This is a genomic window from Pseudomonas fungipugnans (assembly GCF_029955235.1).
GTDB lineage: Bacteria > Pseudomonadota > Gammaproteobacteria > Pseudomonadales > Pseudomonadaceae > Aquipseudomonas > Aquipseudomonas fungipugnans.
In genome coordinates this window covers 1,315,721-1,333,524 of record NZ_JARBWL010000001.1, presented here as the reverse complement: position 1 = coordinate 1,333,524, position 17,804 = coordinate 1,315,721, and the positions used below count along the sequence as shown (strand labels likewise).

General features: G+C 60.0%; 15 protein-coding genes. All 15 read right to left on the bottom strand.

Features of this window, described 5'->3' with window-relative positions; translation table 11 throughout:
• Window positions 1-7: 7 nt before the first annotated feature.
• Complete coding sequence (gene nuoH, locus POF45_RS05315; RefSeq protein WP_201204594.1) at window positions 8-1,015, bottom strand: NADH-quinone oxidoreductase subunit NuoH; 1,008 nt, start codon at window positions 1,013-1,015, stop codon at window positions 8-10.
• Complete coding sequence (gene nuoG, locus POF45_RS05310) at window positions 1,012-3,726, bottom strand: NADH-quinone oxidoreductase subunit NuoG (RefSeq protein WP_282315264.1); 2,715 nt, start codon at window positions 3,724-3,726, stop codon at window positions 1,012-1,014. Before nuoG ends, nuoH begins: the two co-directional genes overlap by 4 nt.
• 136 nt (window positions 3,727-3,862) lie before the next feature.
• Window positions 3,863-5,221: an NADH-quinone oxidoreductase subunit NuoF gene (gene nuoF, locus POF45_RS05305; protein WP_259494961.1), complete on the bottom strand. Its 1,359-nt coding sequence runs from the start codon at window positions 5,219-5,221 to the stop codon at window positions 3,863-3,865.
• The gene (gene nuoE / locus POF45_RS05300; RefSeq protein WP_253429228.1) at window positions 5,218-5,715 is read right to left on the bottom strand and encodes an NADH-quinone oxidoreductase subunit NuoE; all 498 of its coding nucleotides are present in this window, start codon (window positions 5,713-5,715) and stop codon (window positions 5,218-5,220) included. Before nuoE ends, nuoF begins: the two co-directional genes overlap by 4 nt.
• A 2-nt stretch (window positions 5,716-5,717) precedes the next feature.
• Window positions 5,718-7,502 (bottom strand): NADH-quinone oxidoreductase subunit C/D, encoded by a 1,785-nt coding sequence (gene nuoC / locus POF45_RS05295; protein WP_259494960.1) that lies wholly within the window; start codon window positions 7,500-7,502, stop codon window positions 5,718-5,720.
• 73 nt (window positions 7,503-7,575) lie between these two features.
• Entirely contained in the window at window positions 7,576-8,250 is a 675-nt protein-coding gene (locus POF45_RS05290) for a NuoB/complex I 20 kDa subunit family protein (RefSeq protein ID WP_008146035.1), read from the bottom strand.
• Between the two features lie 10 nt (window positions 8,251-8,260).
• On the bottom strand, window positions 8,261-8,674 hold the full coding sequence (locus tag POF45_RS05285; protein WP_003223812.1) for an NADH-quinone oxidoreductase subunit A: 414 nt from the start codon (window positions 8,672-8,674) through the stop codon (window positions 8,261-8,263).
• 558 nt (window positions 8,675-9,232) lie between these two features.
• The gene (gene aceA / locus POF45_RS05280) at window positions 9,233-10,558 is read right to left on the bottom strand and encodes an isocitrate lyase (RefSeq protein WP_259494959.1); all 1,326 of its coding nucleotides are present in this window, start codon (window positions 10,556-10,558) and stop codon (window positions 9,233-9,235) included.
• A 492-nt stretch (window positions 10,559-11,050) separates the two neighbouring features.
• Complete coding sequence (locus POF45_RS05275) at window positions 11,051-11,812, bottom strand: secretin N-terminal domain-containing protein (protein ID WP_282315263.1); 762 nt, start codon at window positions 11,810-11,812, stop codon at window positions 11,051-11,053.
• Window positions 11,813-11,960: 148 nt separating this feature from the next.
• Entirely contained in the window at window positions 11,961-12,386 is a 426-nt protein-coding gene (locus tag POF45_RS05270; protein WP_259494955.1) for a GNAT family N-acetyltransferase, read from the bottom strand.
• Entirely contained in the window at window positions 12,379-13,548 is a 1,170-nt protein-coding gene (locus POF45_RS05265; RefSeq protein ID WP_259494954.1) for a ribosomal protein uL16 3-hydroxylase, read from the bottom strand. Before POF45_RS05265 ends, POF45_RS05270 begins: the two co-directional genes overlap by 8 nt.
• Before the next feature lie 86 nt (window positions 13,549-13,634).
• Window positions 13,635-15,005, bottom strand: coding sequence for an adenylosuccinate lyase (gene purB, locus POF45_RS05260; RefSeq protein WP_090185637.1), 1,371 nt, complete (start codon window positions 15,003-15,005; stop codon window positions 13,635-13,637).
• A gap of 124 nt (window positions 15,006-15,129) precedes the next feature.
• Complete coding sequence (gene hflD, locus POF45_RS05255; RefSeq protein ID WP_259494952.1) at window positions 15,130-15,753, bottom strand: high frequency lysogenization protein HflD; 624 nt, start codon at window positions 15,751-15,753, stop codon at window positions 15,130-15,132.
• On the bottom strand, window positions 15,750-16,874 hold the full coding sequence (gene mnmA / locus POF45_RS05250) for a tRNA 2-thiouridine(34) synthase MnmA (RefSeq protein WP_282315262.1): 1,125 nt from the start codon (window positions 16,872-16,874) through the stop codon (window positions 15,750-15,752). Before mnmA ends, hflD begins: the two co-directional genes overlap by 4 nt.
• A 59-nt stretch (window positions 16,875-16,933) precedes the next feature.
• Complete coding sequence (locus POF45_RS05245) at window positions 16,934-17,380, bottom strand: NUDIX hydrolase (protein WP_282315261.1); 447 nt, start codon at window positions 17,378-17,380, stop codon at window positions 16,934-16,936.
• Window positions 17,381-17,804 lie beyond the last annotated feature (424 nt).

The window sequence follows — 17,804 nt, the reverse complement described above, 5'->3', positions numbered from 1 at the left end:
TCTATCCTCACTGAGCCGCGACGGCGGGCGTGTTGAGCAACACGATCGCAGCGGTCACCAGCATGTTGACGAGGGTCAGCGGCAGGCAGAACTTCCAGCTGAAATCCATCACTTGGTCATACCGTGGGCGCGGAATCGAGGCGCGCAGCAGGATGAAGATCATGATGAAGAACGCGGTTTTGAGCGCGAACCAGATGAACGGGATCTGCGGCAGGATGCCGAACGGACCGTGCCAGCCACCGAAGAACAACGTCACCAGCAGCGCCGAAATCAGCACGATACCGATGTACTCGCCCACGAAGAACATGCCCCATTTCATGCCGGCGTATTCAATGTGGTAACCGTCGGCCAGTTCCTGTTCCGCTTCCGGCTGGTCGAACGGGTGACGGTGAGTCACGGCGACGCCGGCGATGAAGAAGGTCAGGAAACCGAAGATCTGCGGGATGATGAACCACAGGTGCTGGGCCTGGTAGTCAACGATGTCGCGCATGTTGAACGAGCCGACCTGGATCACGATGCCCATCAGCGACAGGCCCATGAACACTTCATACGACACGGTTTGTGCCGAGGCCCGCAAGCTGCCCAACAGGGCAAACTTGTTGTTACTCGACCAGCCGGCGAACAACACCGCGTAGACCGACAGGCCGGCCATGGCGAAGAAGAACAGGATGCCGATGTTCAGGTCCGCCACGCCCCAGGTCGGGGTGATCGGGATGATCGCGAAGGCAATCAGCAGGGCGCTCATGGCCACGACCGGTGCCAGGGTGAAGATCATCTTGTCGGCGAACGGCGGCGTCCAGTCTTCCTTGAAGAACATCTTGATCATGTCGGCCGCGATCTGGAACGCGCCGAACGGGCCGACGCGGTTCGGACCATAACGGTCCTGCCAGAGGGCGAGCAGACGACGCTCGACCCAGCTCAGCAGCGCGCCGCAAACCACCACGGCGAGCAGAATCACGATGGCCTTGAGGACGGCGATGATCACGTCGATCACTTCAGGCGTGAACCAGGTCATTGAGCTGCCTCCTGCAGACCGTCAACGGATTTACCGAAAATCGCTGGCGGAATGCCCGCGATACCGGCCGGCAATGCAACCAGACCAGCACCCAGTTCTTCGTTGATACGCAGCGGCAGACGCAAGGTCTGGCCGGCGACGTTCAAGCTGAGCAAGGCACCTTCATTGACGCCCAGGCGGTCGGCTTCGGATTTGGCCAGAGCGACGTAAGCGGCTGGAATGCGCTCTTGAACCGGTGCGGCTTTGGAAGAAGTCTCTTCGCTGCCGAACAGGTGGAAGAACGGCACAACCTGCCAGGTGCCTTGAGCCGGGTTGAAGGCGCGCGGAACACTGGCGAACCAGTTCAGCGAGTCACCGGTGCTTTCGATCAGGCGGGTGCCTGGGTCGCCAGCACGGATGTGACCACCGACTTCGTCCTGGAACTTGTTCCAGGCTTGCGGCGAGTTCCAGCCCGGCGACCAGGCGAATGGCACTTGCTGACGCGGTTCGACCGAACCCGAATAACCTTCCATCGAGAAGGCAAACGCGGTGTCGATGTCTTGCGAAGTACGCGGTTCGTGCACGCTGATGTCTGCGCGCATGGCGGTACGACCAGAGTAACGCAGCGGTTCGCGGGCCAGTTTCAAGCCCTTGATGCGGAACGAGGCGGACGGTGCGGCATCAACGATGCGCGCCAGTTGCGGCGTGCTCGCAGCGCAGGCGGCAGTCACGTGGTCCAGCTGGGTCCAGTCGATTGGCTGGTTCAGCAGGGTGGCGCGCAGGGCGTGCAGCCAGCGCCAGCCTTCGTGGACCAGGATGCTGGCGTCCAGGTACTTAGGATCGAACACCTGGAAGAAGCGCTGGGCGCGGCCTTCCTGGCTGACCAGCGTACCGTCGCCTTCGGCGAAGCTGGCAGCGGGCAGAACCAGGTGCGCGCGATCGCTGGTGGCGGTCTTCTGATGGTCGGCAACAATCACCACTTTCGCGGCGTTCAGGGCGGCATCAACGCGGGCTTTGTCGGTACGGGTGTACAGATCGTTTTCCAGCACGACGATGGCGTCGGCCTTGCCGTCGATCACGGCTTGCAGCGCTTCGTCGACCGAGTTGCCACCGAGCATGGCCAGGCCAAGGCTGTTGGCCTCTGGCACGATCAGGCTGATGGAACCGTTCTTCTCGCGCAGCTTCAGGGCCTTGGCGATGTTGGCCGCCGCTTCGATCAGCGCCTTGGAGCCCAGCGACGTACCGGCAATGATCAGCGGACGCTTGGCGGCCAGCAGGGCATTGGCGATGCGTTGCGCCAGTTCAACGGCTTCAGCGTCCAGGCCTTCAACAGCCGGTGCGCTGGCGTCGAGGGCGTGAGCCACGGCGAAACCGATGCGGGCCAGATCGTCGGGTGCAGCGTGTACGCATTCTTCTGCGATGTCGTCGAGCTTGGTTTCAGCCAGGCTGGCGATGAACAACGGGTTCAGCGCGTGCTGGCCGATGTTCTTCACGGCGGCGTCGAGCCAAGGCTGAACGCGCATGGCGTCGGCCATGTCTTCAGCTTTGCCCTTGACCGATTGACGCAACGACAGCGCCACACGGGCAGCGGTCTGGGTCAGGTCTTCACCGAGGACGAAAATGGCATCGTGGTCTTCGATGTCGCGCATGTTCGGGATTGGCAGCGGGCTGTCTTTCAACACCTGCATGACCAGGCGAATGCGTTCCAGCTCAGCGGCTTCGATACCGGAGTAGAAGTGCTCGGCACCGACCAGTTCGCGCAACGCGTAGTTGCTTTCGAGGCTGGCACGCGGCGAACCGATACCGACGATGTTGCGACCGCGCAGCAGGTCAGCGGCTTTATCCAGCGCTTCGTCGAGGCTCAGTTTGGCGCCGTTAGCCAGCAATGGCTGACGCGGACGGTCTTCGCGGTTGACGTAGCCGTAACCGAAACGGCCACGGTCGCACAGGAAGTACTGGTTTACCGAGCCGTTGAAACGGTTTTCGATACGACGCAGTTCACCGTAGCGTTCGCCCGGGGAGATGTTGCAACCGCTGGAGCAGCCATGGCAGATGCTCGGCGAGAACTGCATGTCCCATTTGCGGTTGTAACGCTCGGAGTGAGTCTTGTCGGTGAACACACCGGTCGGGCAGACCTCGGTGAGGTTGCCGGAGAACTCGCTTTCGAGGGTGCCGTCTTCAACGCGACCGAAGTACACGTTGTCGTGGGCACCGAATACACCGAGGTCGGTGCCGCCAGCGTAATCCTTGTAGAAGCGCACGCAGCGATAGCAAGCGATGCAGCGGTTCATCTCGTGGGAAATGAACGGGCCCAGTTGCTGGTTCTGGTGGGTGCGCTTGGTGAAGCGATAACGGCGCTCGTTGTGGCCGGTCATCACGGTCATGTCTTGCAGGTGGCAGTGACCGCCTTCCTCACAGACCGGGCAGTCGTGAGGGTGGTTGGTCATCAGCCATTCGACGACGCTGGCGCGAAACACTTTCGCTTCTTCGTCTTCGATGGAGATCCAGCTGCCGTCGGTGGCAGGGGTCATGCAGGACATGACGATGCGACCACGGGTGTCGTTCTCGTCGGTGTACTGCTTGACCGCGCACTGGCGGCAAGCGCCAACGCTGCCAAGGGCTGGGTGCCAGCAGAAATAAGGGATATCGAGGCCTAGCGACAGACACGCCTGTAACAGGTTGTCTGCCCCATCGACTTCGAGCTCTTTGCCGTCTACGTGGATAGTGGCCATGGTTCAAAGTTCTTCGTTGGCCCGGTGTCAGCGGGCGTGGCTAATGGAATCTTGTTATTCGTCCGAATCCAAACAGCCTCGAAAGGCGTCATCGAACGAGAAGGCGAGGGGCACGGACCCTTCGCCTTTTTAAGCGTTACGCACCGACCATGGTCGCTGTTACCACCTGATTGAGATCGCCCGCGCGGGTTGGCGCGATACCGGCCTCGAATTCAGAGCGGAAATATTTGATTGCGCTGCCCAATGGCTCCACGGCGCCCGGTGCGTGAGCACAGAAGGTCTTGCCAGGGCCGAGGAAACCGACCAGACCCAGCAGGGTCTCGATATCGCCGGCTTGCCCTTCACCGTTCTCGATCGCACGCAGCAGCTTGACGCTCCACGGCAGACCATCACGGCACGGGGTGCAGAAGCCGCACGACTCGCGGGAGAAGAACTCTTCCATGTTGCGCAGCAGGGAAACCATGTTGACGCTGTCGTCCACCGCCATCGCCAGGCCGGTACCCATACGGGTGCCCACTTTGGCAATGCCGCCGGCGTACATTTGTGCGTCCAGGTGTTCCGGCAGCAGGAAGCCGGTACCGGCACCGCCTGGCTGCCAGGCCTTGAGCTTGAAGCCGTCGCGCATGCCGCCGGCGTAGTCTTCGAACAGCTCGCGACCGGTGACGCCGAACGGCAGCTCCCACAGGCCCGGGTTCTTCACTTTGCCGGAGAAGCCCATGAGCTTGGTGCCCATGTCTTCGCTGCCTGCGCGGGCCAACGATTTGTACCAGTCCACGCCGTCGGCAATGATCGCCGGCACGTTGCACAGGGTTTCAACGTTGTTCACGCAAGTCGGCTTGCCCCACACGCCAACGGCGGCAGGGAAGGGCGGCTTGGAGCGCGGGTTGGCGCGACGGCCCTCGAGGGAGTTGATCAGTGCGGTTTCTTCACCGCAGATGTAACGCCCGGCACCGGTGTGGACGAACAGCTCGAAATCGAAGCCGCTGCCCAGGATGTTCTTGCCCAGCAGGCCCGCTGCCTTGGCTTCTTCCACGGCACGGTTCAGGTGCTTGGCGGCGGTGGTGTATTCGCCACGCAGGAAGATGTAGCCACGGTAGGTTTTCAGTGCGCGAGCACTGATCAGCATGCCTTCGATCAGCAGATGGGGCAGTTGCTCCATCAGCATGCGGTCTTTCCAGGTGTTCGGCTCCATTTCATCCGCGTTGCACAGCAGGTAGCGGATGTTGATGGATTCGTCCTTGGGCATCAGGCCCCACTTCACGCCAGTGGGGAAGCCTGCACCGCCGCGACCTTTGAGGCCTGCATCTTTCACGGTCTGGACGATCTCGTCCTGGGCCATGTCGGCGAAGGCTTTGCGCGCAGCGGCGTAACCGTTCTTGGCCTGGTACTCGTCGAGCCACACGGCTTCGCCGTCGTCACGCAGACGCCAGGTCAGGGGGTGAGTCTCGGCCGAGCGCTTGATGCGGTTGGCAGGACCGAAGGAGGTCAGGGTCATACGTAGCCCTCGAGCAATTTGGCGACGCCAGCTGGCTGCACGTCACCGAATGTGTCGTCGTCGATCATCAACGCCGGCGCCTTGTCGCAGTTGCCCAGGCAGCAGACCGGCAGCAGGGTGAAACGACCGTCGGCCGTGGTCTGACCCAGGCCAATGCCCAGCTTGCCCTGAATTTCGCTGACCACGGACTCGTGGCCACCGATGTAGCAGACCATGCTGTCGCAGACGCGAATGATGTGACGGCCAACGGGCTGACGGAAGATCTGGCTATAGAACGTCGCCACGCCTTCCACGTCGCTGGCCGGAATGCCGAGGATCTCGCCGATGGCGTACAGAGCGCCGTCAGGCACCCAGCCACGTTCCTTCTGGACGATCTTCAGGGCTTCGATCGACGCCGCGCGCGGGTCTTCGTAGTGATGCAGCTCGTGCTCGATGGCCGAGCGCTCGGTTTCACTCAGGGTGAAACGGTCTGTCTGGATAAGCGTGCTATTCATGCTTAACGGTCCACGTCGGCCATAACGAAATCGATGCTACCCAGGTACGCGATCAAGTCCGCGACCATGCTGCCTTTGATCACCGAAGGGATCTGCTGCAAGTGCGGGAAGCTTGGGGTACGAATCCGGGTGCGGTAGCTCATGGTGCCGCCATCGCTCGTCAGGTAATAACTGTTGATGCCCTTGGTCGCTTCGATCATCTGGAAAGATTCGTTGGCCGGCATGACCGGGCCCCACGAAACTTGCAGGAAGTGCGTGATCAGGGTCTCGATGTGTTGCAGCGTGCGCTCTTTGGGTGGCGGCGTGGTCAGCGGGTGATCCGCCTTGTACGGGCCTTCCGGCATGTTGCGCATGCACTGCTCGATGATCTTCAGGCTCTGGCGCATTTCTTCGACGCGCACGATGCAACGGTCGTAGGCATCGCCATTGGCCGCCAGCGGGACTTCGAATTCGAAGTTCTCGTAGCCGGAGTACGGACGCGCTTTACGCAGGTCGAAATCGCAACCGGTCGAACGCAGGCCGGCACCGGTGACGCCCCATTCCAGGGCTTCCTTGGTGTTGTAGGCGGCGACGCCGATGGTCCGGCCACGCAGGATGCTGTTGTCCAGTGCGGCTTTCTGGTACTCGTCCAGACGCTTTGGCATCCATTCGACGAAGTCCTTGACCAGCTTTTCCCAGCCGCGCGGCAGGTCGTGGGCGACGCCACCGATGCGATACCAGGCCGGGTGCAGACGGAAACCGGTGATGGCCTCGATCACCGTGTACGCCTTCTGGCGGTCGGTGAAGGTGAAGAACACCGGGGTCATGGCGCCGACGTCCTGGATGTACGTACCCAGGAACAGCAGGTGGCTGGTGATCCGGAAGAACTCGGCCATCATGATGCGGATGACGTCGACCTTCTCGGGCACCTTGATACCGGCCAGCTTCTCGACCGAGAGCACGTACGGCAGGTTGTTCATCACGCCGCCGAGGTAGTCGATACGGTCGGTGTACGGAATGAAGCTGTGCCAGGACTGACGCTCGGCCATCTTCTCGGCACCACGGTGGTGGTAGCCGACGTCGGGCACGCAGTCGACGATCTCTTCACCGTCCAGCTGCAGGATGATGCGGAACGCACCGTGCGCAGAAGGGTGGTTGGGGCCGAGGTTGAGGAACATGTAGTCCTCGTTCGGACCGGAACGCTTCATGCCCCAGTCTTCAGGCTTGAAGCGCGCGGCTTCTTCCTCAAGCTGTTGCTTGGCCAGGTTCAGGGTGAACGGGTCGAATTCGGTGGCGCGGGCCGGGAAGTCCTTGCGCAGCGGGTGACCTTCCCAGGTCGGCGGCATCATGATGCGGGTCAGGTGCGGGTGGCCGGCAAAGTCGATGCCGAACATGTCCCATACTTCACGCTCGTACCAGTTGGCGTTCGGCCAGATACCGGTGACGGTCGGCAAGCTGAGATCGCTCTCGGACAAGGCGACCTTGATCATCACGTCACTGTTACGTTCGATCGACATCAAGTGATAGAACACAGTGAAGTCGGCGCCGCTTGGCAGCCCTTGACGCTTGGTGCGCAGACGCTCGTCCACGCCGTGCAGGTCATAGAGCATGACGTACGGCTTGGGCAGGTTGCGCAGGAAGCTCAGGACTTCGACGAGTTTGGCGCGGGCAACCCAAAGCACCGGCATGCCGGTGCGGGTAGGCTGGGCGGTGAACGCCTCGGGGCCAAAACGGTTGTTCAGTTCGACGACCACATCCTGGTCGTCTGCCTTATAAGGCGGGATGTACAGAGCGCTGCCTGTAGTCATGGTTATTTTATCGCTTTGGGTCAACGTAAAGAATGAAGCCAGTGTCTCGTTCTATGAAAGAAGCAGATCTGGATCAGACTTCGTCGGGGCTGCGCAGGTTGGTGACTGCGATTCGCTGTTCGCGGCGCTGTTCCTTTTGCGAAGGCATCTCGGCGCGGTACACGCCTTGATCGCCAACGACCCAGGAAAGCGGACGACGCTCCTGTCCAATCGACTCCTGCAACAGCATCAAGCCTTGCAGAAAAGCTTCAGGGCGGGGCGGGCAGCCAGGCACGTAGACGTCCACGGGCAGGAACTTGTCCACCCCTTGAACGACGGAGTAGATGTCGTACATGCCACCGGAGTTGGCGCACGAACCCATGGAGATGACCCACTTCGGTTCGAGCATCTGCTCGTAGAGACGCTGAATGATCGGCGCCATCTTGATGAAGCAGGTCCCGGCGATAACCATGAAATCCGCCTGGCGCGGCGATGCCCGGATAACCTCGGCGCCAAAGCGCGCGATGTCGTGGGGCGCCGTGAAGGCGGTGGTCATTTCCACGTAGCAGCACGAAAGACCGAAGTTGTACGGCCACAGGGAGTTCTTGCGCCCCCAGTTGATCGTGCCGTTAAGCACGTCTTCGAGCTTGCCCATGAAAATGTTTTTGTGAACTTGATCTTCTAACGGATCGGAAACGGTTTCCCGTTCGCCAATCGGATACTGCTCGTTAGGAGCATCGGGGTCGATCCTGGTGAGATTGTATTGCATTGCCAAAGCCTCATTGTTTCAGCTTCGCCTGCCGCTTGCGACGAGCTTCCGGAGCCCAGTCAAGGGCGCCCACTCGGAACAGGTAGACAAGACCTGCCAACAGAATTGCTATGAAAACGAGAGCTTCGACGAATCCGGTCCAGCCGCTTTCGCGGACGGACACAGACCAGGCAAAGAGAAAGAGGGCTTCGATGTCGAAGATCACGAAGAGCATCGCGACCAGATAGAATTTGGCTGAGAGCCGCAAGCGGGCGCCACCGGTGGGTAGCATGCCGGACTCGAACGGTTCGTTTTTGCTGCGGCCCCAGGCTTTTGACCCAAGGAGGCTGGAGACGCCGAGCATGAAGGCGCAGAGGCCGACGACGCCCAGAAGGAAAATGGCAAAGCCCCAGTTGTGGGCCATGAGTCCTGTCGCTTCGGGCATGCTGGTAATCCTTAACAGAGAGCAAAGGTCTCTGAGCTTGATAGAAACAAAGCAGTGACGATATGTCGCAGCAATCAATCGCGGTGATTTTATGGCTAAACACCGAGCAAGTAAAATTCCTATAGCGAAATTATTTATTGGAATAAGGACATAGCGCACCTCCAAAGCTCTGCAGCCCATGCGGTCCGGGCATTAGCCGGCATTTGATGAATTATGTTTTGTGGGAAATGTAACGAACATAGTTGTAGCTAAATGATAATCAATATTGTTTGCAGGGGTTTTTAAACTGATTAACGGGGTGGTGGCCGGAAAGTTGTCTTATATGCGTGTTACTGCAAGTAGCGGGTGAGGTCGTTTTAGCGCATTTTTCTGAGGGTGGCGCTGCTCTGGATCAATGACTTTTGCATAATTTTGAAGGCTGATGCATCCCTCTGTGGGTTTTGTGGTGTGTGCTGAATCATGGGCAAAAAAAAGCCCCGAACCAGTCGGGGCGTCAGAGGTGCGACGTTGCGGTTAGCTGTCTATCCGGTCCGCAACGGCCGTTTGTTCAGGCGAAGATCAGTGGAACTGTTCTTCTTCAGTCGAACCGGTCAGCGCGGTGACCGAAGACGTGCCGCCCTGAATCACGGTGGTCATGTCGTCGAAGTAGCCGGTGCCCACTTCCTGCTGGTGAGCCACGAAGGTGTAACCCTTGGCGGCGTCAGCGAATTCCTGCTCTTGCAGCTTCACGTAGGCGGTCATGTCGTTGCGGGCGTAGTCGTGCGCCAGGTTGAACATGCTGTGCCACATGTTGTGAATGCCGGCCAGGGTGATGAACTGGTGCTTGTAGCCCATGGCGGACAGTTCGCGCTGGAACTTGGCGATGGTCGCGTCGTCCAGGTTTTTCTTCCAGTTGAAGGAAGGCGAGCAGTTGTACGACAGCAGTTGGTCCGGGTATTCCTTCTTGATCGCTTCAGCGAAGCGACGCGCTTCGTCCAGGTCCGGCTTGGCGGTTTCGCACCAGATCAGGTCGGCGTACGGGGCATAGGCCAGGCCGCGAGCGATGGCTTGATCCAGGCCGGCGCGTACTTTGTAGAAGCCTTCCTGGGTACGTTCACCCGTCACGAACGGCTGGTCGTATGGGTCGCAGTCCGACGTCAGCAGGTCAGCGGCGTTGGCATCGGTGCGCGCCAGGATGATGGTCGGCGTGCCGGCCACGTCAGCGGCCAGGCGGGCGGCGGTCAGCTTCTGTACGGCTTCCTGGGTTGGAACCAGTACCTTGCCGCCCATGTGGCCACATTTTTTCACGGAAGCCAGTTGGTCTTCGAAGTGAACGCCGGCGGCGCCTGCTTCGATCATGCTTTTCATCAGCTCGTAGGCGTTCAATACGCCGCCGAAACCGGCTTCGGCGTCAGCCACGATTGGCGCGAAGTAATCGATGTAGCCTTCGTCGCCCGGACCTTTGCCGGCTTTCCACTGGATCTGGTCAGCACGACGGAACGAGTTGTTGATGCGCTTGACCACGGTTGGAACCGAGTCCACCGGGTACAGCGACTGGTCCGGGTACATCGATTCGGCGGAGTTGTTGTCCGCAGCAACTTGCCAGCCCGACAGGTAGATCGCCTGGATACCGGCTTTGACTTGTTGCACAGCCTGGCCGCCGGTCAGGGCGCCCATGCAGTTGACGAAATCTTTCTCAGGGCGGAAGGACGGCTTGGCACCCTGGGTCACCAGGTTCCACAGCTTCTCGGCGCCCAGTCTTGCAAAGGTGTGCTCAGGTTGAACCGAGCCACGCAGGCGGACGACGTCAGCAGCGGAGTAAGCGCGTGTCACGCCTTTCCAGCGTGGGTTTTCAGCCCAGTCTTTTTCGAGGGCTGCAATTTGCTGTTCGCGTGTCAGTGCCATGGAGATAAACCTCGTCGCATAGGTCTTGGGTGGAGAGTTCCTGCTCCTGCCAGATACGCATGGCGTAGATGGCTGCTCGCTGACCAGAAGCTTAGGCGGTCAAGTCGGATTCGGCGGGATTGGCGACGGGATGAACGATGGGCTCGAGGGGAAGTGAGCAGGTAAGGGCGGGCTGGCGAGCGCATTCGGGCATCGTGGGCCTTCATGTGAACATCAGGTGTGTGCCGGGTTACCTAAATACGCTTCCGTCCCTCGGGACAACTTCGTTCCAGTCGGCAACCTCGTCAAACACACCTTGTGGGCGGTACAGACACGAAACGGCTCGCGGGGGTGGGTGCGGGCAGCGCTTCGAAGGCCCTTGCCAGGGCCTCTGATTAGCGGGAGCGAGGCCATCATGCCTCTGCTTTTTTGCCTCGTCAAACGTTTTGTAGTGCTTTTTTTCAAGCACTACATCTTTGGTCTAATACGACTAATCGGTCAGTTTTTGGTGCTTTAGTCCAAAGTGTCGACTTTCACCCGCAACGTCATGTCATCCCGGCCCTGAGTAGAGTAGCTGCGGGTCAGCGCCTGTTTATCGGCCTGAGTCTCACGATTCACGCCGGCCAGGGTGATCCACTCGCCGAGGCGCCCCGTGACAGTTGTGTCGGTACTTTGCACATTCACTACATCGGGACGTTCCTGGCTCATGCGGTCACGGTTGGTGCTGATGGCCAGGTGGACGGTGTCACCGGTGACGCTGGCGGTCACGTAGAACCCCTGGGTGACGTTGCGATAGTTGGTCTGGCTCTGCAGGCGACCGTACGTGTCGGTCTGGGTGCTGGTCAGCGGCACGCTTTGGCCGACCTGGATCAGCGCCGGTGTGCCTTCGCTGGCCTGAACTTGCTGAATGCCACCGTCGCGACTGTCGGTGCTGCGATTGATGATGCGCGTCTGGCTCGGCGCGGCGCCGTTTACCGAGTAACCCTGATCGCCCTGAACGTTGTTTTCATTGGTATCAACGGTGATCAGCAAGCGTTTGGGGGCGGTGTCGAGCTTTGCGAGAAGGGCTTTGAGTTCGTCGATTTTGCCGGGCTCGGCATTGACGATCAGCTGGTTGCCGTAGGCGCTGACCTGGCCATCCTTGCCAATGAAATTCTGCGCCACCGGCAGCAAATCGGCGCTGGTGCGGTAGTTCAGGGGCACAATCTCGGTGGCGGCCATGACCGAAAAACTACAGGTCAGCAGCAGCGTGGTGAGCAGGGTGCGTAGGGACATGTCCGTTATCTCCGCTTTCTAAAGTCTTGATATTGCCAGTTTGTCGGCCCGGGGTGGGGCAAGTTGAATCGTAGACAGCAAAACGCCCCGGCATCCAAGGATGGCGGGGCGATTCGATGGTGTTCACAGGCTGTTTTTGTGGCAAGGGCTAGGCCGAGTGCCGCACCATGTCCACATGCGGAATCCCTGCTTCCAGGAACTCCTCACTGACCAAGGTAAAACCCAGGCGCTCATAGAACGCCGTGGCCTGCACTTGCGCGCTCAGCATCTGCTGCTTCAGCCCGCGCTTCTCGGCTTCGCCGATCACCGCTTGCATCAGCGCATCACCGACTTTCAGCCCGCGCCAGTCCTTGAGGACCGACACCCGGCCGATGTGACCATCGGGCAGCAGGCGGGCGGTACCAATCGGAAAGTCGCCTTCGAACGCGAGGAAGTGCACCGCTGTCGCGTCATCGGCATCCCATTCCAGTTCAGGTGGAACAGATTGCTCGGCGATGAACACCGTCTCACGAATGCGCCGGATCTCGGCGATGTCCTTTTGCCAGTCTGCGACACGAACGTGGATTTTATTCATCAGCAAACCCCAGGCTGCCTTGCTTGACCAGTTCGCACAGCAAGCCACGACCGTCCTCGTCGTTCAGCCATTCACCGAGGTTGTCGGTGTGCAGGGCGTCGGCGGCACAGATCATTTTCAGCAGCTCGCGCAGCTTGCCCGGCAGGTAGCGGCTCTGGCCGCTGGCGAACAGCAGCAAATCGTCATCGACTTCGGACCAGGCCATGCGTGCGCTTGGGTTGCGGATCAGGATCGCGCCTTGTTCCAGTGCACTGAGCAGGTCTTCTTCTTCGACTTCTTCCGGGCCGACTACCAGTTCCGGGTAGCGGGGCTCGGTCATGTACTGGCCGAACCAGGTCAGCAACAGGCGCTCGTCGCTCATGTGCTCGGCCAGCAAGGCTTTGAGGCGGTCGAGGGCGTCGTGTTGAATCTGGTTCGGGTCCACGGCCGGCACGGCGTCGGCGTCGGTATAACGCTCTTCGTCCGTCAGGAACTGGCTGAGGAAGTCGGTGAAATGCGTCAGCACTTCAGCGGCGCTCGGCGCGCGGAAGCCCACCGAGTAGGTCATGCACTCATCAACCGCAACCCCGCAATGGGCCAGGCGTGGCGGCAGGTAGAGCATGTCGCCCGGTTCCAGCACCCATTCTTCACTCGCTTCGAATTCGGCGAGGATGCGCAGGTCTGCGTGTTGCAGCAGCTTGCTCTCGGAGTCGCACATCTGGCCGATTTTCCAGTTGCGCTTGCCGTGACCTTGCAGCAGGAACACGTCGTAGTTGTCGAAGTGCGGACCGACGCTGCCACCTGGGGCGGCGTAGCTGATCATCACGTCATCGACACGCCAGCTCGGCAGAAAGCGGAAATTTTCCAGCAACTCGCTGACTTCCGGCACGAATTGGTCAACGGCCTGAACCAGCAGGGTCCACTCGGTTTCCGGCAGTTTGCTGAATTCGTCTTCGGCGAACGGGCCGCGACGCAGTTCCCAAGGGCGCTCGCCGTGTTCGATCACCAGGCGCGATTCGACTTCTTCTTCCAGCGCCAGACCGGCCAACTCGTCGGCATCGATCGGGCTTTCGAAATCAGGAATTGCCTGGCGGATCAGCAGCGGTTTTTTCTGCCAGTAATCGCGCAGGAATTCGCGCGCCGTGATGCCGCCCAGAAGTTGAAGAGGAATATCAGGATTCATGTGTAACCTATTGAAAAAAAGCACTTTTCAGACGGGAATAAAAACGCCCGGCGCTGCCGGGCGTCTCAAACGGGTGCAGCGGTCGATCAGATGCGTTTGGCTTGTTCTACAGCGTTGCCGATGTAGTTGGCCGGGGTCAGCAGTTTCAGCTCGGCCTTGGCCGCAGCTGGCATGTCCAGGCCATCGATGAAAGTCTGCAGCGCTTCAGGGCTGATGCCCTTGCCGCGCGTCAGTTCTTTGAGCTTCTCGTACGGGTTTTCGATGTTGTAGCGACGCATCACGGTCTGGATCGGCTCGGCCAGCACTTCCCAGCAAGCGTCCAGGTCAGCGGCGATCTTCTGCGCGTTGAGCTCCAGTTTGCTGATGCCTTTGAGGCTGGCTTCGTACGCGATCACGCTGTGGGCAAAGCCCACGCCGAGGTTGCGCAGTACGGTGGAGTCGGTCAGGTCGCGCTGCCAGCGGGAGATCGGCAGCTTGCTGGCCAGGTGCTGGAACAGTGCGTTGGCGATACCCAGGTTGCCTTCGGAGTTTTCGAAGTCGATCGGGTTGACCTTGTGCGGCATGGTCGACGAACCGATTTCGCCAGCAATGGTGCGCTGTTTGAAATAACCCAGGGAGATGTAGCCCCAGATGTCGCGGTCGAAGTCGATCAGAATGGTGTTGAAGCGCGCAATGGCGTCGAACAGCTCGGCGATGTAGTCGTGCGGTTCGATCTGCGTGGTGTACGGGTTGAAGCCCAGGCCCAACTCGTCTTCGATGAAGGCGCGGGCGTTTTCTTCCCAGTCGATCTCAGGGTAGGCCGACAGGTGTGCGTTGTAGTTGCCGACAGCGCCGTTGATCTTGCCCAGCAGCGGAACGGCAGCGACCTGGGCGATCTGGCGCTCCAGACGATAAACCACGTTCGCCAGCTCTTTACCCAGAGTGGTCGGGGAGGCCGGTTGGCCGTGGGTGCGCGACAGCATTGGCACGTCAGCGAAACGGATGGCCAGTTCGCGGATGGCTTCAGCGGTTTGGCGCATCAGTGGCAGCATGACGTCATCACGGCCTTCGCGCAGCATCAGGGCGTGGGACAGGTTGTTGATGTCCTCGCTGGTGCAGGCAAAGTGGATGAACTCGCTGACCTTGGCCAGTTCCGGCAGCTTGGCCGCCTGCTCCTTGAGCAGGTATTCGATGGCTTTGACGTCGTGGTTGGTGGTGCGCTCGATCTCTTTGACACGCTCGGCGTGCTCCAGAGCGAAGTTGTCAGCCAGGGTGTTCAACACCGCGTTGGCTTCGGCGGAAAACGCCGGCACTTCGCTGATGCCAGGGTGAGCGGCCAGGCGCTGGAGCCAGCGCACTTCAACCAGAACACGGGCACGGATCAGGCCGTACTCGCTGAAAATTGGGCGCAGGGCCTGGGTTTTGCCGGCGTAGCGGCCGTCAACAGGGGAAACCGCAGTGAGCGAAGAAAGCTGCATGGGGTGTTCTCGGACAGTCGGGCAACGAAATGGGGCGCGTATCATACATGAAAAAATCCGCCGGTCCGTCGCCAACTGACCGGCGTATTACGCGTAACACGGTGTAAGAGTTTGCCGATACGACTTATTCGTTGCGCATCAACGGGTAAAGCTCTTTGAGTAACTTGCGCCGGCTGATCACCAATTGCCAGCGGTGACCGCCCAACTGTCGCCACAGGCGCGCCGAACGAATCCCGGCCAGCAACAGGGCGCGGATCTTCGAGGCGTTGCTCGGTTGCTGCAGGTTGCGCATGTCGCCGTGGACTTGAATCCGCTGGCGCAAGGTACTCAAGGTGTCCTGATACAGGGCGCCACAAGCCGCGATCACGTTTTCGTGAGCGGGGCCGAAATGTTCGACCTGAGATTGAATCTGCGGCAAGCGCTTGCCGATCACGTTCAGCATGTCGTCGCGCTTGGCCAGTTGCCGCTCAAGACCGAGCATCGCCAGCGCATAACGCAGTGGTTCGCGCTGAAGGGTGCTGGGATCGCGCTCCAGGGCGCCGATCAACGCGCGATAGCCTTCGCGCAGGTTGAGGTCGTCGCCGCCATACACCTCAAGGGTGTCCTTGGGGTCGCGGATCAGCAGGCTGCCGAGCATGCAGCTCAGGCCGGCTTCGCTGGTCTGGCCGCTCTTGGCGATGCGGTCGACCAGCACGGCGGCGAGAAACACGCCGCCGAGTGCCGTCAATTGCTCCTGAGTCGGGCTCATGCCTTGCTGCTCCACGGCTCGGCGACTTCGATCACGCCGCCGCCGAGGCAGATTTCACCGTCATAGAACACCACGGACTGGCCCGGAGTGACTGCGCGTTGCGGGTCATCGAAGGTGGCGCGATAGCCGTTGGCGGTTTTTTCCAGGGTGCAGGGCTGGTCGCCCTGGCGATAGCGGACTTTAGCGGTCAGCTTGCGCGGCTCGGTCAAATCAATCGGATTGACCCAATAGATGTCAGAGGCGAGCAGGGCGCGGGAGAACAGGTAAGGGTGATCGTTGCCCTGGCCAACGATCAGCTCGTTGTGTTCCAGATCCTTGATCAGCACGTACCACGGCTCGTCGCTGGCATCTTTCAGGCCGCCGATGCCCAGGCCCTGACGCTGACCGATGGTGTGGTACATCAGGCCGTGGTGACGGCCAATGACTTCACCTTCGGTGGTCTTGATCTCGCCTGGCTGGGCCGGCAGGTATTGCTTGAGGAAGTCACTGAAGCGACGCTCACCGATAAAGCAGATCCCGGTGGAATCCTTTTTCTTGGCGGTGGCCAGGTGGTGTTTCTCGGCGATGGCACGCACTTCGGGTTTTTCCAGCTCACCGACCGGGAACAGGGTCTTGGCGATCTGTTCACCGCCGACGGCGTGCAGGAAGTAGCTCTGGTCCTTGTTTGGATCCAGGCCCTTGAGCAGCTCGGTGCGGCCGTCGATGTCGCGGCGGCGCACGTAGTGGCCGGTGGCAATCAGGTCGGCGCCCAGCACCATGGCGTAGTCGAGGAACGCCTTGAACTTGATTTCGCGGTTGCACAGGATGTCCGGGTTCGGCGTGCGGCCGGCCTTGTATTCGGCCAGGAAATGCTCGAACACGTTGTCCCAGTACTCTGCGGCGAAGTTGGCGGTGTGCAGCTTGATGCCAATCTTGTCGCACACGGCCTGGGCGTCCGCCAGGTCGTCCATGGCGGTGCAGTATTCCGTTCCATCGTCTTCTTCCCAGTTCTTCATGAACAGGCCTTCCACCTCATAACCCTGCTCCATGAGCAGAACGGCGGAAACGGAAGAATCCACGCCGCCGGACATGCCGACAATGACGCGCTTCTTTGGTGTGTCAGAAGGGGCTGGATCACGCATAGGGATTCAATGAGTGTCTTGAAAAAGGACGCGATTCTAGCAGGCCGCAGCTCACAAGGCTAAAGAGAAGGACGGATCAGTTCGAGACTGAAGTGATTGCCGGCCAGGTAATCATCGATGCAACGGATGATCAGCTCACTGCGCCAGTTGTCGCGCTGTTCCAATAATTCGTCGCGGGTCAGCCACTTGGCGCCGACGATGCCGTCGTCCAGTTGATAATCCGGGTGGTGTTTCAGGGCTTTGGCGGTGAAGCAGACCCGCTGGTAAGTCACGCCGTTGCTCGGCGCGGTGTACAGGTAAATCCCCGTGACGCCAGTCGGTTCGACGTCCCAGCCGGTTTCCTCAAGGGTTTCGCGTATGGCGGCCTCGATCAGGGTTTCGTTCGGGTCCAGGTGACCGGCGGGCTGGTTGAGTACCGCTCGTGCGCCCTTGAGTTCCTCGACCATCAGGAAGCGGCCGTTGTCTTCGACGATGGTCGCGACGGTGATGTGGGGCAGCCAATCCATAACGCTTCCTCGAATATTGAAAATGCGGTCAATGTGGGAGTAACAATCTTGATGGCTTTTATTTTGAAGGTCTATAAGCAGACCGCTGAGCCCGCATCAGGTTTTTCACCACGAAGCCGACAAACCGGAACTGCCGGGTCGCGAACAGACGCGCGGGTTTGCCGTGTCGTGATATTCTTCGCGCCAACTTGGTTAGACCATTCAGTTTGCGTGCCCCTGAGGCGCGCCGGCGGAATCAATGTCGCTCAAGTAGCTGAAGCCAATAATGATAAGAAGTCAGTTCAGTAGGGACATATAAACTGAGGTCGATGGAGTCACGTCGGCCTTGTGTGCCCACTCTCTCATCCTTGTGAATGCAAAGCCCACAGCCTGCTGCCTGCACGCTGTGAACCAGGGTTTCATGATCGAGGAGGGGCAGGGCGGA